This is a genomic window from Lentzea sp. HUAS TT2, assembly GCF_051853195.1.
Classification (GTDB): Bacteria; Actinomycetota; Actinomycetes; order Mycobacteriales; family Pseudonocardiaceae; genus Lentzea.
Window position 1 is genome coordinate 4,423,762 of record NZ_CP196667.1, and the last position, 24,084, is coordinate 4,447,845.

Annotated in this window: 17 protein-coding genes; 9 read left to right on the plus strand and 8 right to left on the minus strand. The window is 69.6% G+C overall.

From position 1 onward, the window contains the following. The first annotated feature begins 23 nt into the window (after nt 1–23). Nucleotides 24–1,187 carry an MFS transporter gene (locus ACSHWB_RS22260; protein ID WP_439663927.1) on the plus strand — a complete coding sequence of 388 codons (1,164 nt, stop codon included), beginning with the start codon at nt 24–26 and terminating at the stop codon, nt 1,185–1,187. Here ACSHWB_RS22260 and ACSHWB_RS22265 read toward each other — a convergent pair. After that, nucleotides 1,165–1,689 (minus strand): hypothetical protein, encoded by a 525-nt coding sequence (locus ACSHWB_RS22265; protein ID WP_439663928.1) that lies wholly within the window; start codon nt 1,687–1,689, stop codon nt 1,165–1,167. The two genes, ACSHWB_RS22260 and ACSHWB_RS22265, sit on opposite strands and share 23 nt — an antisense overlap. 35 nt (nt 1,690–1,724) lie before the next feature. Here ACSHWB_RS22265 and ACSHWB_RS22270 point away from each other — a divergent pair, with 35 nt between their 5' ends. Next, complete coding sequence (locus ACSHWB_RS22270; RefSeq protein WP_439663929.1) at nt 1,725–3,656, plus strand: cytochrome c oxidase assembly protein; 1,932 nt, start codon at nt 1,725–1,727, stop codon at nt 3,654–3,656. Nucleotides 3,657–3,674: 18 nt separating this feature from the next. Here the strand turns inward: ACSHWB_RS22270 and ACSHWB_RS22275 are convergent, their stop codons facing one another. From ACSHWB_RS22275 to ACSHWB_RS22285, 3 genes are read right to left on the minus strand one after another with little or no spacing between them, the layout of a single operon-like run. Continuing rightward, the gene (locus tag ACSHWB_RS22275; RefSeq protein WP_439663930.1) at nt 3,675–4,472 is read right to left on the minus strand and encodes an ABC transporter permease; all 798 of its coding nucleotides are present in this window, start codon (nt 4,470–4,472) and stop codon (nt 3,675–3,677) included. A gap of 8 nt (nt 4,473–4,480) precedes the next feature. Further along, a complete protein-coding gene (locus ACSHWB_RS22280) occupies nt 4,481–5,404 on the minus strand; it encodes an ATP-binding cassette domain-containing protein (protein ID WP_439663931.1) in 924 nt (307 codons plus the stop codon). Then, nucleotides 5,397–6,008, minus strand: a complete 612-nt coding sequence (locus ACSHWB_RS22285) for a TetR/AcrR family transcriptional regulator (protein ID WP_439663932.1) — start codon at nt 6,006–6,008, stop codon at nt 5,397–5,399. Before ACSHWB_RS22285 ends, ACSHWB_RS22280 begins: the two co-directional genes overlap by 8 nt. A 253-nt stretch (nt 6,009–6,261) precedes the next feature. Between ACSHWB_RS22285 and ACSHWB_RS22290 the strand changes: the two genes are divergently transcribed. The 4 genes from ACSHWB_RS22290 to ACSHWB_RS22305 all read left to right on the plus strand — a co-directional run bounded on the left by ACSHWB_RS22290 (nt 6,262) and on the right by ACSHWB_RS22305 (nt 17,964). Further along, entirely contained in the window at nt 6,262–6,657 is a 396-nt protein-coding gene (locus ACSHWB_RS22290; protein ID WP_439663933.1) for a single-stranded DNA-binding protein, read from the plus strand. A 260-nt stretch (nt 6,658–6,917) separates the two neighbouring features. Next, complete coding sequence (gene ettA / locus ACSHWB_RS22295) at nt 6,918–8,594, plus strand: energy-dependent translational throttle protein EttA (RefSeq protein WP_439663934.1); 1,677 nt, start codon at nt 6,918–6,920, stop codon at nt 8,592–8,594. A gap of 18 nt (nt 8,595–8,612) precedes the next feature. Next, nucleotides 8,613–12,629, plus strand: a complete 4,017-nt coding sequence (locus ACSHWB_RS22300; RefSeq protein WP_439663935.1) for a hypothetical protein — start codon at nt 8,613–8,615, stop codon at nt 12,627–12,629. A gap of 391 nt (nt 12,630–13,020) precedes the next feature. Further along, nucleotides 13,021–17,964 (plus strand): NAD-glutamate dehydrogenase, encoded by a 4,944-nt coding sequence (locus ACSHWB_RS22305; RefSeq protein WP_439663936.1) that lies wholly within the window; start codon nt 13,021–13,023, stop codon nt 17,962–17,964. A gap of 58 nt (nt 17,965–18,022) precedes the next feature. Here the strand turns inward: ACSHWB_RS22305 and ACSHWB_RS22310 are convergent, their stop codons facing one another. Beyond that, a complete protein-coding gene (locus ACSHWB_RS22310; RefSeq protein WP_439663937.1) occupies nt 18,023–18,520 on the minus strand; it encodes a DUF2975 domain-containing protein in 498 nt (165 codons plus the stop codon). Nucleotides 18,521–18,614: 94 nt separating this feature from the next. Here ACSHWB_RS22310 and ACSHWB_RS22315 point away from each other — a divergent pair, with 94 nt between their 5' ends. From ACSHWB_RS22315 to ACSHWB_RS22325, 3 genes are all read left to right on the plus strand, one after another. Beyond that, nucleotides 18,615–19,046, plus strand: coding sequence for an acyl-CoA thioesterase (locus ACSHWB_RS22315; RefSeq protein WP_439663938.1), 432 nt, complete (start codon nt 18,615–18,617; stop codon nt 19,044–19,046). After that, nucleotides 19,039–19,665, plus strand: a complete 627-nt coding sequence (locus ACSHWB_RS22320; RefSeq protein ID WP_439664651.1) for a hypothetical protein — start codon at nt 19,039–19,041, stop codon at nt 19,663–19,665. The genes ACSHWB_RS22315 and ACSHWB_RS22320 overlap by 8 nt, the downstream gene beginning before the upstream one ends. A 75-nt stretch (nt 19,666–19,740) precedes the next feature. Further along, on the plus strand, nt 19,741–20,859 hold the full coding sequence (locus ACSHWB_RS22325) for a low temperature requirement protein A (protein WP_439663939.1): 1,119 nt from the start codon (nt 19,741–19,743) through the stop codon (nt 20,857–20,859). A gap of 232 nt (nt 20,860–21,091) precedes the next feature. Here ACSHWB_RS22325 and ACSHWB_RS22330 read toward each other — a convergent pair whose 3' ends face one another. The 3 genes from ACSHWB_RS22330 to ACSHWB_RS22340 form a co-directional block, all read right to left on the minus strand. Beyond that, nucleotides 21,092–22,684, minus strand: coding sequence for a glycoside hydrolase family 13 protein (locus tag ACSHWB_RS22330; RefSeq protein WP_439663940.1), 1,593 nt, complete (start codon nt 22,682–22,684; stop codon nt 21,092–21,094). A 57-nt stretch (nt 22,685–22,741) separates the two neighbouring features. Continuing rightward, on the minus strand, nt 22,742–23,125 hold the full coding sequence (locus tag ACSHWB_RS22335) for a globin (protein ID WP_439663941.1): 384 nt from the start codon (nt 23,123–23,125) through the stop codon (nt 22,742–22,744). 130 nt (nt 23,126–23,255) lie between these two features. Beyond that, nucleotides 23,256–24,083: a mechanosensitive ion channel family protein gene (locus ACSHWB_RS22340; RefSeq protein WP_439664652.1), complete on the minus strand. Its 828-nt coding sequence runs from the start codon at nt 24,081–24,083 to the stop codon at nt 23,256–23,258. Nucleotide 24,084: the final 1 nt, after the last annotated feature.

The window sequence follows — 24,084 nt, forward strand, 5'->3', positions numbered from 1 at the left end:
GCGCTTCAGTCATGCTGGAACGCATGTCTCCACGCCTGGCGACGTTCGTCGTCTTCCTCTTGAACGGCGCCGTCTTCGGCACGTGGGCGTCTCGTGTGCCCGCGCTCGCCGAGCAGATCGGCGCGGAGGTGGGCAGCCTCGGGCTGGCGTTGCTCGGGGCGAGTGTCGGGCTGGCGTTCACGGCGCCGTTGGCGGCACGGGTCTGCGCGGTCCACGGGTCGCGTGGGGTGCTGATAGCCAGCAGTCTGCTCAGTCCGTTGCTGTTGCCCGTGCTCGCGTTGTCGCAGTCACCGCTCCAGTTCGGACTGACGCTGGTGGCGTTGGGCTCCAGCATCGCGATGATGGACGTGTCGATGAACATCGCTGCGGTCGTCGTCGTTCGCGCGTTGCAACGGCCGTTGATGCCGCAGTTCCACGCGGGATTCAGCGTGGGCGGGCTCATCGGGTCGTTGGGCAGTGCTGCTGCCGCTCAGGCGCACTGGACGCCCATGAAGCACTTCCTTCTTGCGGCGTTGGTGGGTGTTGTTGTCACGGCGCTCATCGCGAAGACGATTCCTGGAGGAGTGGGGGAGCGTCATAGGGAAGAAGTCACCGAACGCGCGAACGTGCTCAAGCGCCCGGTCCTCTGGCTGTTGGCGAGCGTTGCGCTGTGCAGTGCCATCGCGGAAGGGGCGGCGGCGGACTGGTCGGCGTTGTTCATGGTGCGTGAGCGCGGCATGGGTGACGCGGCAGGTGCATACGCCTATGCGGTCTTCTCGGTGACGATGGCGCTTGCACGGTGGTTCGGCGAGCCGATCCAACGCCGGCTCGGCCCTCATCGGTTGCTCGCCGCGGGTGGTGGCCTTGCCGCGACGGGGCTGGCGCTCGCCGTCGTGGTGCCGTTCCCGGCCGCCGGGTACGTCGGGTTCGGCCTCACCGGGCTGGGGCTCGCGTTCTCGTTCCCGGTGGTCATGGACCTGGCGAGCGAGACCGGCAAACGCGCGGACGGCAGTGGTGGAGAGCGTGAGCTGGGGCTCGTGACGACGATCGCCTACACGGGGTTCCTCGCGGGGCCGCCGATCGTGGGCGGGCTCGCGCACGTCAGTTCTCTTGTGCTGTCGCTCGGGTTCGTGGCGCTCGTCACGGCGCTGATCATCCCGATGACGTTGCTGGCCAGGAGGGCGGCTAGGCAGGCGGCATCCGTTTGAGCGCCTCCACACGGAGCGGCTCCAGCGCCTTGGTCACCTTGCTCTCGGTGGCGTCACCGCTCATGCCGAGGGCGACCATCAACGACTCGTCGCGCGTCACGGCGATGGTGGCCGTGCACACCATGTCCTTGTCCGTGGACGGCTTGGTGCAGTTGAGCCACGTGACGTGCTTGGAAGTCTCGACCTCACGGCCTGACTGCTGCGACTTCTTCGACTCGTCGAACGACCGGTACGGGACCGCCACCAGCACGTACGAGCCCTCGTTGAGCGTGTAGAGACACGAGTTCGCCAGCTCCGTGCGTGGTACGGGCTTGAACTTGAGCGTGCCGAGCGGCTTGAGGTCCTTCTCCGTCACGATCGCGCACGGGTCGACTCCCGCCGTCTTGCGCGGCGTCGCGATGGCCAGGGGCGGCAGCGGTGCCGCTACGGGTTCGCCCTGGACTGAGTACGCGCAGCCGGTCAGCGAGAGCAGCACGAGCAGGAGGGGGAGAGAACGTCTCACACGGCGCAACACTAGAGGGTCGTAGGCTCCTGGGCGTGCCAATCGAACGCTCCACCAGAACGGGTTTGGTGCCCCTCGTCGTCATCGGCTTCGCGGTGGCGTCACTCGCCGCTGTCGCACTGAGCTCGATCGAGAGCAACCCTCCCGCAGGGCTGCTGATCGTGCGCGTGCTGACCGAGACGGGCGCGGTGGTGACCATCGGCTCGTTGTTGTTGGCGGCGTTCCTGGTGCCACCGCAGAAGTCCGGCACTCTCGCAGCGGACGGTTACGCCGCGATGCGCACCGCAGGGTGGTTCGCGCTCGTGTGGCTCGTCGGTGCCCTGCTGTCAGTGCCGTTCACCACAGCGGCCGCGATCGACCGTCCCGTGGGCTCGTTCACCTTCAGCCAGATGATCGCGACGGCGATGCTGCTGGAGCAGTCGAAGGCGTGGCTGCTGACGGCGATCATCGTGGCGTTGCTCGCACTCGGCTGCCGTCTGGTGCTGTCGTGGGGATGGACGACCGTCCTGCTGTTCGGGGCCATCTTCGCGTTGGTCCCGGTCGCCGTCACGGGACACTCGTCGTCGGGTGGCTCGCACGACATGGCGACGAACAGCCTGCTGTTCCACCTCGTGGCCGCGGTGCTGTGGGTAGGTGGCCTGATCGCGTTGCTCGCGCACGGCAGGCGTGGCGGCGCGCATCTTCCCCTCGCTGCGACGAGGTTCTCGAAGATCGCGCTGGTCTGCTGGATCGTCATGGCCGTCTCGGGCGTGGTGAACGCGCTCGTGCGCATCACGCCGGTCGACCTCGTGACGTCCACCTACGGCTGGCTGACGCTCGGCAAGCTCGCGTGCCTGCTGCTGCTCGGCGTGTTCGGCTACTTCCAGCGCGAACGCGGTGTGAAGGGCGTGGTCGACGGGAAGCCGCACGCGCTGCTCAAGCTCGCCGGCCTCGAAGTCCTGCTGATGATGTTCACCATCGGCCTGGCCGTGGCGCTGGCCCGCACGCCTCCTCCCGGCGGCAGCACCGAACTGCCCAGCCGCACGGAGATCGCGATCGGCTACGACCTCGACGGGCCGCCGACGCTCGCGGCCATCCTGTTCGACTGGCGCTTCGACCTGATCTACGGAACCGCGGCGCTGGCCCTCGCGCTGTTGTACGTCCTGGGCGTGCGCAGGCTGACCAAGCGCGGTGACAAGTGGCCGGTGGGTCGCACGGTCGCGTGGCTGTGCGGATGTTTCTCGCTGTTGTTCGCGACGTCGTCGGGCATGGGCCGGTACTCGCCGGCGATGTTCAGCGTGCACATGGAAGCGCACATGGTGCTGTCCATGCTGACGCCGATCCTGTTCGTCCTGGGTGGACCGGTCACGCTGGCGTTGCGCGCGTTGCCGGTCAACAAGGAGGTGCCGGGGCCGCGGGAGTGGGTGCTGGCCTTCGTGCAGTCACCGGTCGCGCGCCTGCTGACGAACCCGTTCGTGGCGCTGGCCCTGTTCGTCGGTTCCTTCTACGCCCTGTACTTCTCGGGACTCTTCGAGGCCGCGCTGCCGTTCCACTGGGCGCACCTCGCGATGAACGCCCACTTCATCCTCGCCGGCTACGTCTTCTACTGGCCGGTGATCGGCGTGGACCCGTCGCCGAACAGGCTGCCACCGCTCGGGCGGCTGGGGCTGCTGTTCGCGTCGATCCCGTTCCACGCGTTCTTCGGTGTCGTGCTGATGAGTTCCGCGAACGTCATCGGCGAGCAGTTCTACCGGGGCCTGGCGCTGCCGTGGGTGCAGAACCTGCTGGAGGACCAGCGACTCGGCGGCGGCATCGCGTGGGCGGCGGGGGAGATCCCGTTGCTGGTGGTCATGGTCGCCCTGCTGACGCAGTGGGCGCGGCAGGACGGGCGGGACGCGAAGCGGTACGACCGCAAGGCCGACGCCGATGGTGGCGCCGACCTCGAGGCCTACAACGCGATGCTGCGGAAGATTGCCGAAAAGGGTTAACACAGCAAGGACAGAAAATCAGACCGACAGCGGCCTGCGGAACCCGCGGACCGCGAAGAACGCGCCGATCGCCGCGATCACGCCGCTCGTGACCAGCGCGCCGGCCACTCCCGTGACGGGGTGGGCGAGCGCCAGGCTGCGGGCGGCGTCGACCGCGTAGGTCAGCGGGTTGACCTTGGCGATCGCCTGCAGCCAGCCCGGCAGGCCGCCCACCGGCACGAACGCGCTGGACGCGAACATCAGCGGGAACATCGCCAGGAAGCCGACGGTCTGCATGAGCTCCGCCTTGCGCACCCAGGCGGCGATCGCGATGAACACCCAGCTCAGTGCCCAGCCGACGACCAGCGCGAGGCCCAGCGCGGCCAGCGTGCCGAGCATGCCGCCGTCCGGCCGGAAACCGAACACCAGGACGCCGAACGCGATCATCAGCACCAGCTGGAACGCGGTGCGGACCGCGTCGGACAGATTGCGCGCCAACAGAACCGTGCTCGGCCGGATGGGCAGCGAACGGAACCGTGCGAGCACACCGTTCGACATGTCCTGCACGAGCCCGATGCCGGACGCGAGAGAGGACTGCATCGCGGTGTTCACGAGGATCGCGGGCAGCAGGAAGTTGATGTAACTCATGCCCGGCGGGAAGTTCGCCGTGGACGTGATGCTGCCGAAGATCTGGCTGAACAGCGTCAGCATGATCAACGGCTGCAGGATGCTGAAGAAGACGAGTGCGGGCGTGCGCAGCAATGCGCGCAGTGAACGGCCAGTCAGCACGAGGACTTGCGTCGGGTAGCTGCTGCCGTGCCAGGTCAAGGTCGCCATGATTCCCCCTAGTTCGCGGCGAGAGTGAGGTAGACGTCGTCGAGCGTGGGCTCCTTGAGGCCGATTTCGTGCGCCTCCAAGCCGTTGTCGTCCAACGCGCGCACGACCGTCGCAAGGTCGCGTGACGCGCTGACGGGGGTCGTGAGCGTGAGGCCTTCCGCGACGGGGTGCAGCCCCACGGAGTTGATGGCCTTCAACGCCGTGTCCACTTCGGACGCCGAGTCGAGCGTGACGGTCACCGTGCGCTGGCCGACCTGGGCCTTGAGCTCGGCCGAGGTGCCGGACGCGACGACCTTCCCGTGCGACAGCACGGTGATCGAGTCGGCCAGGCGGTCGGCCTCGTCCAGGTACTGGGTCGTGAGCAGCACCGTCGTGCCGTCCGCGACGAGCTTCTCGACGATCTCCCACATCGCGAGGCGGCTGGCCGGGTCGAGGCCCGTGGTCGGCTCGTCCAGGAACAGCACCTCGGGGTTGCCGACCAGCGACGCGGCCAGGTCCAGACGGCGCCGCATGCCGCCGGAGTAGGTCTTGGCGTTGCGCTTCGCGGCGTCGGTGAGGTCGAACTGCTCCAGCAGGTCGTCCGCGCGCTGGTGGGCCTGCTTGCGGCTGGCGCCGAGCAGGCGGGCGATCAGCACGAGGTTGTCGTGGCCGCTGAGCTGCTCGTCGACGGCGGCGAACTGGCCGGTCAGGCCGATGCGGCTGCGGACCTCGTGGGCCTGCTTCGCGACGTCGAACCCCGCGACCTTCGCGCTGCCACCGGACGGCGGCAGCATCGTGGTGAGGAGGTTGACCAGCGTGGTCTTGCCGGCGCCGTTGTGGCCGAGCAGGCCCAGAACGGAGCCCTTCTTCGCGGTGACGCTCACGCCGTCGAGCGCGATGACGTCACCGAACTTCTTGCTCACCTCGTGGGCTTCGATCATGAGCTCAGTCATTTGCTCCCCCTGGTTCGAGTGCTCCGTGCAGGAACAGCTCCACGATGGCGGCGGGTTCGGCGGCGATCTGGCCGAAGCCCGAGCCCATGCGGTTCGTGAACACGGCGCCGAGCAGCATCCGTCCGGCGAGATCGGGGCTGACGCGCAGCTTCGCGTCACCGAACAGGCCGGCGACGGCGTCGGACAGCTGCTGCATGCCGATCGGCGGTCCCTTGTGCTTCTTGTGGTCCTCGTCGCGCGGCTGGTAGCCGGACTCGCGCAGTGCGCCGATGACGCCCCACATGCGGTCGAGGTAGCCGCTGAACATCGCGACTCCCGCGGTGAGCCGTTCTTCGAGCGGCACGTCCGCCGGGATCGCTGCCAGGCTCGCGACTTCCTCGTCGGAGTGCAGCGCGCGCTGGATGCACGCGTCGAGCAGTTCGGCCTTGTCCTTGAAGACGCGGAACACCGTGCCCTCCGCGATTCCGGCCGCGGCGGCGATCTGGCTGGTGGTGACGTTCGCGCCGGCCTTGACGACGAGCGGCAGCGTCGCCTGGACGATCGCCTCGCGGCGGTCTTCCGGGCTCATCGCGGGGGCGCGGCGGCGGCGTGGTTCCTCTGACACGTCCGCAACTGTATGAGTGAGTACTCACTCATGTCAATGAGTGGGCGCTCACTCACTCTCGTCGGGTCTAGTGCCGCACTAGCACGCGCCCCCGACAATTCGGCGGTCCGAGGCCGTTCAAGATCTCGACCTGTCCACAACCCGCGAGTTGTCCACAGATCCGCCGCCACCCCACCCCGGCCGCCCGCCTCCGGAGCAACCTGGACCGGAACCCCGCGACCTGGAGGCAAGCCCGATGTCCTGGAATTCCACCATGATCACCGTTGTTGGAAGTGTCGTCAGCGAGATCACCTACAAGCACGGCGAGGACGGCAGGACGAACGCCTTCTTCCGCATCAACTCGACCGAGCGCCGGTACAACACGGCGGTCGGCGACTGGGAGGACGGCGAGACGTTGTGGCTGGGTGTCTCGTGCTGGCGCAAGCTCGCCGACAGCGTGAAGACGACGCTGTCCAAGGGTGATCCCGTGATCGTCCAAGGCAAGCTGCGAGTCCGCTATTACGACAAGGACGACGTGAAACGGCCGTCGCTCCACCTCGACGCGATGCACGTCGGGCTGGATTTGAGCCGAGTGCAGTCACTGGGCTCCGTCCCGGTCGTTGAACCGCGGGCCGCCGAAGATCTGGCGGAGGAGCCGATCCCGTTCTGAGCCGTTCGGGGCAACCACGTTCCGGACTTCGGGAACCGGCCCGATCCGGCAGCAGCGCCGGAGAAGATGTACGCACCGCGATCCATGAAGAAGGAGGGAAGCTCGTAGATCGGGGCCGCTGAGGCCGATCGCCGAGAGTCGTTCACGTTCGAACGGAACGGGCTGGTCACCGAGTCGCGTGACGCTCGTTCCGGGGGTGGGCGGCCGCTTGTCGGCGACCGAGGTCAGGAGCCTCCGAGCACCGCTCTACGATCGCCGCCATGGCCGAGTTCATCTACACCATGAAAAAGGTGCGCAAGGCGCACGGTGACAAGGTCATCCTCGATGACGTCACGATCATGTTCTACCCCGGCGCGAAGATCGGTGTGGTCGGTCCCAACGGCGCCGGCAAGTCGAGCGTGCTCAAGATCATGGCGGGGCTGGACACACCCGGAAACGGCGAGGCCTACCTTGCCCCCGGCTACACGGTGGGCATCCTGCAGCAGGAGCCGCCGCTCAACGAGGAGAAGACCGTCCTCGGCAACGTCCAGGAGGGCCTGGGCGAGATCAAGGTGAAGCTGGACCGCTTCAACGAGATCGCCGAGCTGATGGCGACCGACTACTCCGACGAGCTGATGGAGGAGATGGGCAAGCTCCAGGAGGAGCTCGACCACGCCAACGCGTGGGACATCGACTCGCAGCTCGACCAGGCGATGGACGCCCTGCGCTGCCCGCCGCCGGACGCCGACGTCACCAAGCTCTCCGGTGGTGAGCGCCGCCGTGTCGCGCTGTGCAAGCTGCTGCTGAGCAAGCCCGACCTGCTGCTGCTCGACGAGCCCACCAACCACCTGGACGCGGAGAGCGTCCTGTGGCTGGAGCAGCACCTCGCGCAGTACACCGGCGCCGTGCTCGCCGTGACCCACGACAGGTACTTCCTGGACAACCTCGCCGAGTGGATCCTCGAGATCGACCGCGGCAAGACCCACCCGTACGAGGGCAACTACTCGACGTACCTCGAGAAGAAGGCCGAGCGCCTCGCGATCTCGGGCAAGAAGGACCAGAAGCTGCAGAAGCGCCTCAAGGACGAGCTGGAGTGGGTGCGCTCCGGCGCCAAGGCCCGCCAGGCGAAGTCGAAGGCGCGTCTCGACCGCTACGAGGAGATGGCGGCCGAGGCGGAGAAGACCCGCAAGCTCGACTTCGAGGAGATCCAGATCCCGCCGGGCCCGCGTCTGGGCAACGTCGTGGTCGAGGTCGACAAGCTCAAGAAGGGCTTCGGCGACCGGGTCCTGATCGACGGTCTGTCGTTCACGTTGCCGCGCAACGGCATCGTCGGCGTCATCGGCCCGAACGGCGTCGGCAAGACGACGCTGTTCAAGACCATCGTCGGTCTCGAGAAGCCCGACGCCGGTGGCGTGAAGGTCGGCGAGACGGTCCTGCTGTCCTACGTCGACCAGAACCGCGGCGGCATCGACCCGAAGAAGAACGTGTGGGAGGTCGTGTCCGGCGGACTCGACTACATCCACGTCGGCAACGTCGAGATGCCGTCGCGCGCGTACGTCAGCGCGTTCGGCTTCAAGGGTCCGGACCAGCAGAAGCCGGCCGGCGTGCTGTCGGGTGGTGAGCGCAACCGCCTCAACCTCGCGCTCACGCTCAAGCTCGGCGGCAACCTGATCCTGCTGGACGAGCCGACCAACGACCTGGACGTCGAGACCCTCGGCTCGCTGGAGAACGCTCTCGAGCAGTTCCCCGGCTGCGCCGTGGTCATCTCCCACGACCGGTGGTTCCTCGACCGCGTCGCCACGCACATCCTCGCGTGGGAGGGCACGGACGAGGACCCGTCGAAGTGGTACTGGTTCGAGGGCAACTTCGAGGGCTACGAGAAGAACAAGCTCGAGCGCCTGGGTGCCGACGCCGCGAGGCCGCACCGTGTCACGTACCGCAAGCTGACACGGGACTGAGAGGGCAACGGCGACGTCGTGGCGGCGAGGGGCGAGGCGCAGGCGAACGTCGAGGTGAGCACGCTGGTCGTGCCCGCCTGGATGCTGCGTTGGCGGGCACCGGAGCTCGCTCTGGTGCTCGGCGAGCGGGCACTCGCCCTCGCCACCACCCGCCGCGACGAAGCCGACCGCCTGCGGGCGGAGTCGCTGGTGGTCTTCGCGAGCAATCGCGTGGGCCGCGGCGTCCGCGTCGCCGACAGGGCGATCGACGCGCTGAAGGCGGCCGAGGCCGCCGGTGAGCACGAGACCGCGTGGCTGCTGCGGGTCGAGCTGGCGGCGTGCGCGCGGTCCGTGGGAGCACCGCTGACGGGGTTCGCCGCGGTCACGCCGGTGCTCGAAGCGCCGGACGTGCCCGCGGAACTGCGGGCCTCGGCACTGGTGCAGGCCAGTGAATGCCTCGTCACGGTCGGCCGGGGCGACGAGCCCACGCTGGCCCTCGCCGAGGCGGACCAACTCTACGTCGCCGACACGACGCTCGACGACGACACGCGTCTGCTGCTGCGCGGTCTGATCCGCGCGGTGCAGGCCGCGCAGCACCGGCGGTGGGGCGACATAGCCGCGGCCATCGGTGCCGCACGCGAGGGGCTCGACCTGCTGAGCAGGTTCTCCGATCCGTCGGCGGACAGCGGCCAGGGCGTCGGCCGGCTCACGCTGGAGCTGGTGCTGTCGCTGATGGACGCGAACCGCCTGCTGGACGCGAGCGACGTCGGCGCACCGATGCTCGACCTCCCGGTGCGCGCGCCGTCGGCGGACACGACGGGGTGGCTGCGCCTGGCCCTGGCCACTCGGGTGCACCTGCCCGCGGGCAGGGTCGCGCTCGCCCGCGAGATGCTGCGCGAGGCCGCCGCCAGCGCCGAACGCCACCAGCTCGACACGTTGCTGGCCGAAAGCCTGCTCGCGCTGGCCCACGTGCACGAGGTGTCCGGCGAACTGTCCGACGCGCTCACGAACCTGCGCTTGGCCCACGCCGCCGAACGCCGCCGTGCCCGCGCCGTCTACGCGGTGCGCGCCCGGCTCGCCGCCGAGTTCTCCGGTGTCCACCGCCAGCCGGCCGATCTGCACCAGCAGCTGGCGAGCGTGCTCCGCCCGATCGAAGGCATGCAGGTCGTCACCGACGGCGTGCTGTCCGCCGCACTGAAGCAACAACTCCGGCAGTGGCGCCCGGTCCAGGTCCGCAAGGGCGACGGGCTGAAGGTCAAGCGCGTCCGGCGCGCTGCCGAAGACATGACCGTGGAAGGTTTGTCCGCGGCACGACAACACGCCGCCGACCGGTGGCGCATGGTCCAGCCGTTCGGCGAGCCCGATGACAAGACCCCGGAAGCCGTGGAAACGCCACCCGCACCCCTGCCGTCATCCTCTTCGTCTTCCTCCTCCGACCGCACCGTCCCCGCCTCCGGCCTGATCGCGTCCGCGGGCGCGATGGTCAGCGGCCGTCGCCGTGCCGCCCGCGTGGCCGCCGGCGAGATCGACGACGACCGGCCGACCACCATCGCCGAGATCCCCATCACCCCGGCTGCCCCGGATCCCGAGCCGCAGCCGGAGCAGCCGCCGCTGAGCATCGAGCAGGAACGCAAGCGCAAGGTCGAGCAGCAGCTCATGGAGCTGCAGCGCGAGGCCCGCCGCCAGATCGAGGCGGAACGCCAGGAGCGTGCCGAACAGCGCGCGAAGGCCGAACGCGAGGCCCAGGCGGCCGAAGAGGCCGCGCGTCAGGAGGCGGCCCGCCAGGAAGCCGTGCGCGCCGAAGCCGCGCGTCAGGAAGCGGCGCGCGAGGAGGCCGCTCGCCAGGCGGCAGCGCGGGAAGAAGCCGCTCGCCAAGAGGCCGCGCGTGCAGAGGCTGCGCGTCAGGAGGCGGCTCGTCAGCAGGCCGCGCGCGAGGAAGCAGCCCGGCAGGAAGCCGCCCGTGAAGAAGCGGCCCGGCAGGACGCTGCTCGCCAGGAGTCGTTGCGGCAGGAGCTGGCCCGGCAGGAGGCGACTCGCCTGGAGGCCGTGCGCCAGGAGGAGGCCCGTCGCGAGGCGGCTCGCCAGGAGGCGGTCCGCCGTGACGTCGCCCGCCAGGAGGCGGCGCACCAGGAGGTCGCCCGCCTGGCCGTGGAACGCGAGGAGGCGGCCAAGGACGCCGCCGCCCGTGCCGACGAGACGTCCGGGTCCCAGTCGGAGAGCGTGCTGGACATGCTCAAGGCCCAGGGCCTGCGAGCAGGCGGTCGCCGCCGCGCCCGTGACGCCGAGGCCCGTGGTGCCGAGTCCCAGGCCGACACCCCGTCGTGGCGCGTGGAACCCCCGTCGGGCCTGCGCCAGGACCCTTCCGCCGCCCAGCCGCCGCGGAACTACTTCGCGGAGTCCGGCCAGTCCCGCTCCGACCACCTCGCCGACCAGGACTCCCCGGACGGCCCCGCGCGCTCCGGCCTGGCCGCGGCGTTCTCCCGCGCGCCGGCGGCCCCGGACTTCGGCCCCCACCTGGACGAACCGGCCTACCCGCTGCACACCCCCGCGGGGGGCTTCCCGGCCTCCACCTCTCCCGACCCGGACGAGCGCAAGCTCCCCGACCTGGACTTCAGCGGTCTCGACTTCAGCACCCGCAGGCCGAGACCCGCCATCTCCATCCCGACCCCACCGGCCCCGGCGGAACACCCGGACCAGGACCCGGAGCCCGACGACAAGCCGCTCCCGCCCATCCCGGACCCGATCCCCGCCGTGCCGATCCCGGCGGAGGTCCCGCCGGGATCGGAACCCGACCTGATGTCGGCGACGTTCCTGAGCTCGGCGGACGTGGACGACGACCCGGCGGACGTCCCCACGACCCCGGTGCGCGTGCAGTCGCAGCCGGACCAGGCCCCGCCGTCGTTCGGCGCCAGGACCAGCTTCGGCACCCAGGCGACCTTCGGCACGCAGCAGAGCTTCGGCACCCAGTCGTTCGGCGCGCAGCCGGACTTCGGCGCCCAGCCCGCCTACAGCCTCGAGGCCACCTACGGCACCGGTGCGGCCGCGGTCCCCGTCGCACAGCCGGATCCGGCTGCCTCCGAGGCACCGACCGAGACGGGTTTCGCTGCGGTCGCCGAGCCCGACTCGGCCGCGTCGTACGACTACTTCGCCGACCAGCCCGAACCCGAAGCGGCCACCCCCGCCACACCGGCCGCAAGCGACCCGGCGACCGGCTCCACGAACGAGCCCGCCGACCGGACCGGCCGCCCCAGCAGCCGCCGCAGGCCGAGCGACCTGAGCCTCGCCGACCTGCTGGCCGAAGCGCTGGTCGCCTACGAGACGGGTCGCCGCTCCGACGAGGAACAGGTCGAGGCCGCGGATCTCAGCGTCTCGGAGTGGTCGGCCACCGAACCGGCGCCGGACGCCGCCGCGGCGGACCAGCCCGCGCTGCCGGAACGCCCCGCCGAGGTCGAGCCGCCGGCGCGCCCTGCGGAGCCGTTCAGCGTGGTCACGGATCTGCGGATCGGTTCGGACCCGGCCTTCGGGGCGCAGGACAAGTGGTCGTCCGAGGTTCGGCAGGAGTCGGCGACGCAGGCCGAGTCCGGTGCGGACGCGGACTTCCAGCCAGGTCGGCCTTTTGGTGTGCAGCAGGACTCGGCGCCGGAACCTCAGCCCAGTTCGGAGCCGTTGTTTCGGACTGGGTCGTCGTTCGGCACCCAGCAGGACTCAGCGGCGGAAGCGACGCCGAGTTCGGAGCCGTTGTTTCGGACCGGTCTGTCCTTCGGTTCCCAGCAGGACCAGCCGGATCCCGCGTCCTCGGCCCCGCTGTTCCGGGCGCAGTCCTTCGGCTCCACGCAACCATCAGAGGAGTCGACCGAACGCGGCCTGAGCCCCGTCTCGGCCTTCCCCGCGCAGCCGGCCCGGGACTACTTCGGCTCGACGCCGCCCGTGGAGTCCGAGCAGGAGAAGACCGGCCCGATCGCCCCCGTGCCCCCGGTGTCGGACAGCGAGACCACGGGTCCGATTCGTCCCTTCCGGACGGACGGTCCGCCTGGCTGGACGCTGCCGGGGACGTGATGGTGGTCAGCACCACACCTCAAGCCTTGCCCAACCCCGCCCGCCGGGCGCCGGGGGACGAGTCGTGCGAGCGGCTGGACGGCGACCAGCGGTGGGCGGGCCGGTGACGTCCGGCGGTTCGGCGGTGGTCATGGCGCCGCTGGGCCCATGATCGGATGAAACCCGCGGAGCGACCGGGTGCCGGGTCTGGCCGAAGTGGCCGGAGCCCGCCGGTGTCCGGTCGCGTCCATTATGCGGAAAGCCTTGTCGCCACTGATGATGTGACTCGATTCAGCCCACGATTCAGTGGTCCGTCAGTGCCCCTCCCGTTGCCGGTGACGGCCGCCACCCCATCTAGGGTGGGGTCGGACCCGGCACACAGAGGTGCCGGATAGCGTGGAGTCGCCTGAAGATGACCTCGACTGGAGCCCCGACCCGAACCGACGACGTCTCCGCGGCCCCCGCCGCGGGTGATGACAGTCGACCGGCCAGTCCTGAGCAGGTCCGTGACGAGCTGATCGAACGGGCCGCCGCCAATGCCCCCGAACTCGCTGACCTGATCCGCCTTTTCTACCGGCACGTGCCCGCCGAGGAAGTCAACGACGACGACCCGGTGGACCTGGTCGGAGCGGTGCGGTCGAACTACCAGCTCGCCGAGAGCCGCGTCCCCGGACGCGCCGCGGTGCGCATCCTCAACCCGACGCGCGGTGCCGACGGATGGCAGTGCCCCGTCACCGTGGTGCAGGTCGTCACCGATGACATGCCGTATCTCGTGGACTCGGTCGCGTCCGAGCTCACGCGTGGTGGTGTGCAGGTGCAGCGCGTTGTGCACCCGATCGTCGTCGTGCGGCGTGACCCGGTCACCGGTGAGCGCACCGAGGTGCTGCCCACCGCGGATCCGGCCGATCCGCCCGCGGACGCGCTGGCCGAGTCGTGGATGAACATCGAGGTCGACCTCATCACCGACCCCGATCGGGCGCGTGAGCTGGAGACCCGGCTGCTGACGGTGCTGACCGACGTCCGCGAGGTCGTCGAGGACACCGACCGCATGGCCACCACGGCGCTGCAGCTGGCCGAGGAGCTGGAGAAGGACCCGTCCGACGCCGCCACCGACGGCTCGAAGCTGCTCAAGTGGCTCGCGGACGGGCACTTCACGTTCATGGGCTACCGGCAGTACGAGCTGGTGCGCGAGGACGGCGAACCGGCGCTGCGGGCCGTGCTCGCGAGCGGTCTGGGCGTGCTGCGCCAGGACAGCCTCGCCGCGCGCAGCCTCACCGCGGGGCCGGACAACGGCGCTCAGGCGCTCAGCCCCGACCTGCTGGTGCTGACGCAGGCGAGCGCGCAGAGCAGCGTGCACCGCAGCGTCTACCCCTACTACGTGGGCGTGAAGACGTTCGACGGCGAGGGCAACGTCACCGGCGAGCACCGCTTCCTGGGCATCTTCAGCACCACCGCGCTGCACGAGAACGTGCTCGACATCCCGGTGATCGACCGCCGCGTGCGCGACGTGATCCACCGCGCCGGCTTCCCGCTGCAGTCGTACTCCGGCCAGCGGATGCTCGAGGTCATCCAGAACTACCCGCGCACCGAGCTGTTCTCGGTGGACGCGGAGACGCTCTACCAGACGACGACGGGTGTCATCGCGCTCGCGGAACGGCGCCGGCTGCGGCTGTTCCTGCGCCGCGACCCGTTCGGCCGCTTTTTCTCGTGCCTGGTCTACCTGCCGCGCGACCGCTACACGACGACGAGCCGCCTCGCGATGCAGGAGGTGCTGCTCGCCGAGCTCGGCGGGCTGAACCTCGAGTACAGCGCGCGCATCGGCGAGTCGGCGCTGGCCCGCGTGCACTTCATGGTGCACACGGACCCGGCGCGCACGCTGGAGCCGGACGTCCACGCGATCCAGGTCAAGCTCGCCGAGGCCATCCGCAGCTGGGACGACCGCATGGTCGAGGCCGTCGTCGGTGACGAGGGCGAGCTGGGTGCCGAGTCGGCCACGGAGCAGGGGCAGCGGTTCGCCACGGTCTTCCCGGAGGCCTACAAGGAGGACTTCCGCGCCTCCACGGGCCTGGAGGACTACCGGCGCATCGAGAAGCTCGTCGAGGGCGACCTCGACATGGTGTTCTACGTGCCGGAGGACGCCGAACCGGGGGAGCGGCGCTTCAAGCTGTTCCTGACCGGCGAGGGCATCACCCTGTCCGACGTGCTGCCGATGCTGCAGCGCATGGGCGTGATCGTCGTCGACGAGCGGCCGTACGAGATCGCCCGCGAAGACGGCGTGCAGTGCTGGATCTACGACTTCGGACTGCGCATCGACAAGGCCGCGCTCGCCCAGCTCTCCGAGGCCGACCTCGAGAACGTGCGCGTGCGGTTCCAGGACGCGTTCGCCGCCGTCTGGCGCGGTGAGGCCGAGATCGACAGGTTCAACTCGCTCGTGCTGCAGGCCGGGCTCACCTGGCAGCAGGCCGCGATGCTGCGCGCGTACGCGAAGTACCTGCGTCAGGCGGGCACGCCGTACTCGCAGGACTACATCGAGGACGCCGTCCTCACGCACACGAGCGTGGCGATCGCGCTGGTGGCGTTGTTCGAGGCCCGGTTCAACCCGGCGCTCGACGACACCACGCGTGCCGCGCACACCGAGACGATGGTCGTCGAGACCGGCAAGCTCATCGACGACGTGACGAGCCTCGACGCGGACCGGATCCTGCGCAGCCTGCTCACGCTGATCAACGCCACGCTGCGGACGAACTACTTCTTCCGCGACGCCGAGGGCAACGCCCGGCCGTACCTGTCGGTCAAGCTCGACCCGCAGGCCATCCCTGACCTGCCGGCGCCGCGGCCGAAGTTCGAGATCTTCGTGTACTCGCCGCGGGTCGAGGGCGTGCACCTGCGCTTCGGCAGCGTCGCGCGCGGTGGACTGCGCTGGTCCGACCGCCGCGAGGACTTCCGCACGGAGGTGCTCGGCCTGGTCAAAGCGCAGGCCGTGAAGAACGCGGTGATCGTGCCGGTCGGCGCGAAGGGCGGCTTCGTCGTCAAGAAGCCGATCGCTCCCACGGGTGACCCCGGCATCGACCGCGAGAACTTCATGTCCGAGGGCATCGCCTGCTACAAGATGTTCATCTCGGGCCTGCTCGACCTCACCGACAACCTGATCAACAACGAGGTCGTGCCCGCACCGCAGGTCGTGCGCTACGACGCGAACGACACGTACCTGGTCGTGGCCGCGGACAAGGGCACCGCGACGTTCTCCGACATCGCGAACGGCGTGAGCCAGAGCTACGGCTTCTGGCTGGGCGACGCGTTCGCGTCCGGTGGCTCGATCGGCTACGACCACAAGGCCATGGGCATCACGGCCAAGGGCGCGTGGGAGAGCGTGAAGCGCTCGTTCCGCGAGCTCGGCGTGGACACGCAGACCGAGGAGTTCACCGTCGTCGGCATCGGCGACATGTCCGGTGACGTCTTCGGCAACGGCATGATGCTGTCCGAGCACATCCGGCTCGTGGCCGCGTTCGACCACCGCCACGTCTTCATCGACCCGAACCCGGTCGCGGCGACCTCGTTCGCCGAGCGCGTGCGGCTGTTCAACGTGCCGCGCTCGTCGTGGGACGACTACGACCGCTCGCTGATCAGCGAGGGCGGCGGCATCTTCCCGCTCACGGCCAAGTCGATCCCGATCTCCGAGCAGGCCCGCGTCGCGCTGGGCCTCGACGAGGGCGTCGTGAAGCTGTCCCCGCCGGAGCTCAAGAAGGCGATCCTGCTCTCGCAGGTCGACCTGCTCTGGAACGGCGGCATCGGCACCTACGTCAAGGCGTCGACCGAGTCGCACGCCGATGTCGGCGACAAGGCCAACGACGCGATCCGCGTCAACGGCGACGAGCTGCGGGTCAAGGTCATCGGCGAGGGCGGCAACCTGGGCCTGACCCAGCGCGGCCGCATCGAGTTCGCCCGCCACGGCGGCAAGGTCAACACCGACGCGCTCGACAACTCCGCGGGCGTCGACTGCTCCGACCACGAGGTCAACATCAAGATCCTGCTGGACCACCTGGTCCGCGAGGGTTCGGTGGAGCAGCAGCAGCGCAACGAGGTCCTCGCCGAGATGACCGACGAGGTCGGCGAGCTCGTGCTGGCGGACAACTACTCGCAGAACAACGTCCTCGGCGTCAGCCGGGCGCACGCCGCCCCGATGCTGTCGGTGCACGCGCGTCTCACGGCCGACCTCGAGGCCCGCGGGGCGCTCAACCGCAAGCTGGAGGCGCTGCCGAGCGCGGCGGAGTTCAAGGCGCTGGAGAAGGCGGGCGAGGGCCTCACCTCGCCGGAGCTCTCCACGCTGCTCGCGTTCACCAAGCTCACGCTGAAGGAGGAGCTGCTCGCGAGCGACATCCCGACGATCGACACGTTCACCCGCAAGCTCCCGGACTACTTCCCGAGCCTGCTGCGCGAACGCTTCGGAGCCGCGATCCCGAACCACCCGCTGGCGAAGCAGATCATCACCACGGTCGTCGTCAACGAGGTCGTCGACGGCGGTGGCGTGTCCTACGCGTTCCGCCTGGCCGAGGAGATGAGCGCGTCGGCGACGGACGCGGTGCGCTCCTACGCCGTCGTCACCCAGGTCTTCGACCTGCCGCAGATCTGGCGCGAGATCCAGGCGCTGGACAACGTGGTGGCGACCGACGTGCAGGACAGCATGGTCCTCGAGACCCGCCGCCTGCTCGACCGCGCGTCCCGCTGGCTGCTGTCGAACCGCCCGCAGCCGCTCGCGGTGGGCTCGACGATCAACCGCTTCCGCAGCGTCGTCGAGGAGCTCAGCCCGTTCGCCTTCGACCTGTTGCAGGGCAAGGAACTGGACGTGGTCGCGGGCAAGGCAGACCGCTACGTCGAACAGGGCGTCCCCGCCGAGCTCGCCCGCAAGGTGGCCGCGCTGCTCTACATGTACGGCCTGCTCGACGTCACCGAGATCGCCGAGCTGGCCGAACGCGAGTTCGGCCCGACCGGGGGCGCCGGCCCGGAGCGCACGCACCGGGAGACGGCCGAGCTGTACTTCTCGCTGTCCGACCACCTCGACATCGACCACATGCTGGACTCGGTGACGAACCTGGAGCGCGGCAACCGCTGGCACGCCCTGGCGCGCCTGGCCCTGCGCGACGACTTCTACTCGTCGCTGCGGGCCATCTCGATCGACGTCCTCAGGGCGAGCGACGAGGGCGACACGGCGAGCGAGAAGATCGGCAAGTGGGAGCAGGCCAACGCCTCGCGCCTGGCCCGCTCGCGCGGTGCGCTGGAGGAGATCAACCGGGTCCACCAGCTGGACCTGGCGACGCTCTCCGTCGCCGCGCGTCAGGTGCGGAGCATGGTCCGCTAGCACGCACAGCGAAGAACCGGGGCGCCGTGGAATCCCCTCCACGGCGCCCCGGCGCGTGTCAGACGACCTGTTCCAGCTCGGCGCGCTGGGCGATCGCGCGCCCCAGCCACTGCCGCCCGACCACGACGAGCAGCGCGACCCCGACGGCCGCGACCGTGCCGGCACCCGACCCCAGCCACAGCCCCAGCGTCTCCATGCCGTCGGCGGGCGAGGGGATGTCGGCGAACGTGACGTAGACGAACAGGCAGGCGAGCACCACGGCACCGCCGGCGATGGCGCCGATCGCGATGTTCGTCCACGTGAGAGCGCCGGACTCGAACACGGTGCCGTCGCTCGCCCGCTGCAGCATTCCGCCCAGCGCCACCGCCAGCACCTGAAGGCACGCGATGAAGAGGATCGCCAGCACCACGAACGGCAGCCGCACGGACTCGTAGGGCGGGAAGAGCTCGACCTCGTCCGCCGCGGTCGCCGGGATCACCACGACCTGCGCGAACAGGCCGCCGAGGAACGCGATCGCGAGCAGGGCCTGCAGGAAGAACACCAGTACGCGAGACATGAATCGAGTATCGAGAGCTGCCTATCGATTTTCAATCGGTTGGTGTGGAGGTCCTGTGAAGGTTCGGGCGCCTGCCGTTCGGTAGGGTCCCTGCATGGGTGTCTTCGTCACTGGTGTGCGGCCTCGATGGTCGGACATGGATGCGTTCGGCCACGTCAACCACGCGAAAACGGTGACGCTGCTGGAAGAGGCCCGGATCGAGCTGCTGTTCACCGAGGCCGCCCGCCACGGGGTCAAGGAACTGGCCGAGGGCATGGTCGTGGCGAAGCTCGTCGTCGAGTACCTCGCGCCGATCGTGTTCACCGGCGAGGACATCGTCGTGGAGATGTCGGTGCGGGAGCTGAAGTCCGCGTCGCTCACGCTCGACTACGTGGTGCGCGCCGGCCGTGACGCGAACAGCCCGGTGGTGGCCAGGGCGGAGACGCTCATGGCGCCCTACAACGTGACGACAGCACGACCGCGCAGGCTCACCGAGGCCGAGCGCGACTTTCTCGCCGGGTGGCGTGCAGGGGGAAATGGTGCCTGAGCTGGTGTTGGCCGACGCGGCCGAGAGAGACGACCTCGGCGCGTTCGCGGCGCGGGCGGTGCGGCTCGACGCGCAGACCGTCGTGCGGCTGCGCAACCGCAACGAGGAGTTGCTGGACGCGTGGATCGCCACGCCGTTCGACGCTCTCGCGACCCGAACCGTTGCGGGACAAGCGAATCCGGCGGACGTCACGGTGTCCGGCTCCGAGCTGCTGACGGGTCTCGCGGTCATGCGGGACGAACGCATCGACCCCGGCCCCGCCAAGGACCTGATGTGGCGCACGGCCCTGCCGCCCACGGAGGGCTGGCTGATGGTCGACCGGCTGCCGGTCGAGGTCGTCGCGAAGCTCGCGGACGAGGGCGTCGAGGTGGCGCGGGAGAACACCGGGCCGCAGGGAACGCCGCCGGCCTCGTTGCTGGACCAGACGGTGCTCACCGTCAGCGGGTCCGGACTGGACGTCAAGATTCCGCTGCGGGTCCTGTTCGCGTTGTCGGGCATGGGTTTCCTCGGCGAGTCCGGTGAGGTGCGGGTGACCGCGACCGACTCGTGGCTGCGGATCGACGCCAGGTTCGGCGCGGTCGTCCGGCGGCGGCACTCGATGCTGCCGCTGCTCCTCTGACCTGGAGTTTGGTCCAGGTTCGCTGCGGGAAAAACCGGCGCGTGCCAAGCAGGTCCGCGTGGCACCATGTCGCGCGTGTCCGCCGAAACGCAGCCGCAGGAGGAGACCGAGTACCGGGTCTCGACCCTGGAACTCTTCTTCGACCTGGTCTTCGTCTTCACCATCACGCAGCTGACCCGCAAGCTCGCCGACGACACGTCGCCGCTGGGCTTCGGGCAGGTCGTGATCATGCTGTTCGTGATCCTGTGGATGTACTTCGGGTACGTCTGGCTCACGAACGCCGTCGCGCCGGACACCACGGTGCGACGGTTGCTGCTCATGGTCGGCATGGGCGGGTTCCTGGTCATCGCGCTCGCGGTCCCGAACGCGTTCGAGGCGGCCGGGCCGGCGTTCGGGATCGGGTACCTGATCGTGAACCTGGTGCACTCCGGGTTGTTCATCTCGGCGGGCGGCCCGGGGTCGGCGGCGGCGATGGCCCGCCTCGCACCTTTCAACCTCGGGTCCGCGGCCCTCGTCCTCGCCGGCGGCTTCCTGCCGAGCGCGTGGCGCGCGGTGGCCTGGACCGCCGCGGTCGTGCTGATGGTCGTCTCGCCGTACGTGAACCGCAGGCACGGCGAGTTCCGCATCCGGCCCGCGCACTTCGTCGAACGCCACGGGCTCGTCGTCATCGTCGCGCTCGGCGAGTCGATCATCGCGATCGGCATCGGCGCGGCGGGCCTGCCGCTCAACCTCCAGCTCGTCGTCGCCGCGCTGCTCGGTCTCGCGCTCGTGTACCAGCTCTGGTGGTGCTACTTCGGCCGCGCGCAGGACACCCGTGCCGAGCACAGCCTCGCCGCGATGCCGGCGCCCGAGCGGTCCAGGGCGGCGCTGTCGGCGTTCGGGTGGGCGCACGCGCCGATGCTGCTCGGTGTCGTCGTGGTGGCGGTCGGGGTGAAGAAGACCATCGGCCACGCCACGGAGCACCTCTATCTCAGCGGCGCGCTCGCACTGGGCGGTGGAGCGGCGCTCTTCCTCTTCGGCCAGGTGGTCTTCCGGCTCCTGCTCAGGATCGGCACCGTGAAGTGGCGGGTGATCGCGACCGTCGCCTCGCTCGCCACCGTGCCGATCGGACTGTGGCTGGCGATCGCCCAGGTCGCCGCGCTGGTGCTGGTCTTCGGCGCGTTGCTGGTGGTGGAGGACAAGGTGCGCGCCTGACGGACTGACACGGGGCACTTCGGCGCGCTATTTGGCCTTTCAGGCGTCACACAGCTGGGGCTTGCTCGCGACGTGCAACGAGATGCAGGACGGCTTCAGACAGCCACTGGTGCTGCGCACGCTCCGCGAGCTGGAGGTGGCGGCAGAGAAGGCGCTCACGATCTTCCGGGCACACGACAACCGGGAGGCGCTGAAACCCCGCCTCCCGGCCGCGGTGACGATCTATACGGCTCTAGACGAGCCAGACGGCCGTGTCGGGCGGCAACTGGTCGCCGTCCATCGGACCGGACGACAGCAGCACCTGACCGGGCGGCAACGGCACGGACGCGCCCGAGGTGTTCAGCGCGCAGATCAGCCCGCCGCCCTTGCGCCGGAACGCGAAGCAGCCGGCAGGGGCGCCGTACCACTCCAGCTCCTCGCCGGCGAAGCCCGCGTTGGACTTCCGGTGCTCCAGCGCCTCGCGGTACAGCGAGAGCATCGAGCCCGGGTCCTCCAGCTGCGCCTCTGCCGTGAGGTGGTCCCACTCGTTCGGCTGCGGCAGCCACGTGTTCACGGCCGTCGAGAACCCGAACGGCGGGCTGGTGCCCTCCCACGGGATCGGCACCCGGCACCCGTCTCGGCCGCGTTCGGTGTGCCCGGAACGCTCCCAGGTCGGGTCCTGCAGGGCCCAGTCCGGCAGCTCCACGTTCGGCAGGCCGAGCTCTTCGCCGTTGTAGAGGTAGATCACGCCCGGCAGCGCCAGCTCGACCAGCGTCATCGCGCGGGCCCGCTGCTCGCCGAGCGCGCCGCCGCCGTACCGCGTCACGTGGCGCACCACGTCGTGGTTCGACAGCGTCCACGTCGCGGGCGTGCCGCTCAGGGCGACCGCGCCCAGCGAGTGCTCGATCGCCGAACGGACCGCGTCGGCGTCGAAACCGGCCTCGACCAGCCGGAAGTTGAAGCCCAGGTGCAGCTCGTCAGGGCGGACGTAGGCGGCGAAGCGCTCGTCGTCCTTCACCCAGATCTCGCCCACGGCCATGGTGCCGGGGTAGCCGTCCATGACCTTGCGGATCATGCGGTGGATCTCGTGCACGCCGTCGTTGTCGAAGCGCGGGTCGTGCGCGTCGTCGCTGAGCACACCGGGGGCCTGCGGGCGGATCTCCATGTCCGGGAGACCCTCGGGCTTGGCCATGCCGTGCGCCACGTCGATGCGGAAGCCGTCGACGCCGCGGTCCAGCCAGAATCGCAGCGTCTGCTCCAGGTCGGCGCGGACCTCCGGGTGGTCCCAGTTGAGGTCCGGCTGCTCCGGTGCGAACAGGTGCAGGTACCACTGGCCGTCCGGCACCCTGGTCCAGGCGGGTCCGCCGAAGACCGAGGTCCAGTTGTTCGGCGGCTGCGAGCCGTCGAAGCCGCGGCCCTCGCGGAAGATGTAGCGGGCGCGTTCCATGCTGCCGGGACCGGCCTGCAGCGCCTCCTGGAACCACACGTGCAGGTCGCTCGTGTGGTTCGGGACCAGGTCGACCGTCACGCGGATGTTGTGCTCGTGCGCGTCCGCGACCAGCCGGTCGAACGCGGCCAGGTCGCCGAACATCGGGTCCACGTCGCGCGGGTCGGCGACGTCGTAGCCGTGGTCGGCCATCGGCGAGCGGTAGAACGGGGTGAGCCAGAGCGCGTCGACCCCGAGCAGTTCCAGGTAGCCGAGGCGGGACCGGATGCCGTCGAGGTCGCCGACGCCGTCGCCGTTGGAGTCTGCGAAGGAGCGCACGTACACCTGGTAGAAGACGGCGTCACGCCACCAGGCGGCCTCTTCGGCGATCTCGGGGCTGAGGTCGGAGGATCGTCGCACGGGGGGTCATCCTGCCATTCGTCTCGCTGCTAAAGGACCCGAACGGGTGATGGGCGCTCAGGAAAAGCTGTTCATCAAGCTGTTCGCGGCCATCTCCATGTAGTCCCAGAGCTGCTTGCGGTGAGCCTCGTCCAGACCGGCCTCGTCGACGGCGATCCTCATGCAGCGCAGCCACGCGTCCCGTTCGATCGGGCCGATCTTGAACGGTACGTGCCGCATCCGCAGCCTCGGGTGGCCCCTGTTGTCCGAGTACGTGTGGGGACCGCCCCAGTACTGCATGAGGAACAGCCGCAGCCGTTCCTCCGCAGGTCCGAGGTCCTCTTCCGGGTACAGCGGGAGGAGGATCTCGTCGGCCTTCACCTCTTTGTAGAAGCGCGCGACGATACGGCGGAACGTCTCCTCGCCACCGACCTGTTCGAAGAAGCTCACGGGGTTTCCCACACACCCATCCTGACTCACGCGGGCCACCGCGCGCAGGCCGCCCCGCCTGTTGGGTGCGCCATAGGGTTGTGAACTGGCAGGACGCCTGATGATCACCGTCTCGAATGGGTGTTCTAACTCACGCGGAAACCTACTTGGCGGTGAAGCCCGCTTCCTCCAGCGCGGGCATGAGCTGCGCGCGCAGGTTGCGCTGCACCGCCCACTGCCGGCCGGGACGGGTCTTCACGGTGACCCGCAGGGTGATGCCCTCCGGCGTGAACTTCTCCACGCCCAGCACCTCGGGCTTGGCCGTGATGTCCGACTTGAGCGGGTCCTTCTCGGCCGCCTCTGCGGCCCGGCGCTCGAGCACCTGGGTGGCCTCCGCGAGGTTCGCGCCGTAGCTCAGCGGCAGGTCGACGACCGCGACCGCGAAGCCCTGCGACGAGTTGCCGACGCGCAGGATCTCGCCGTTGCGGACGTACCAGACCGTGCCGCCCGTGTCCCGGATCGTGGTGGTGCGCAACGCGACCGCCTCGACGGTGCCCGTCGCCGGGCCCAGGTCCACGACGTCGCCGACGCCGTACTGGTCCTCGAGCAGCATGAACATGCCGGCCAGGAAGTCCTTCACCAGGTTCTGGGCGCCGAAACCGATGGCGACGCCCAGGATGCCCGCCGAGGTCAGGATCGGCGTGATGTTGATGCCCACCACGATCAGGATCTCCAGGAACGCGATTCCGAAGATCAGGATCGTGACGATGGACTTCAGCACCGAGCCGATCGTGCGGGCGCGCTGCTCACGGCGTTCGGAGATGAGGTTCCCGAGCGCCTGCGGAGCGCGTTCCCGCAGCGGCTTGAGCAGACCCGGCTTCTTGCCTTCCTTGCCGGGGGTGGTGATCCGGTCGATGACCTTGCGCAGCATGGCCCTGAGGACGAAGGCGGCGATCGTGATCAGGACGATCTTGATCGCGCCCGCCAGGATC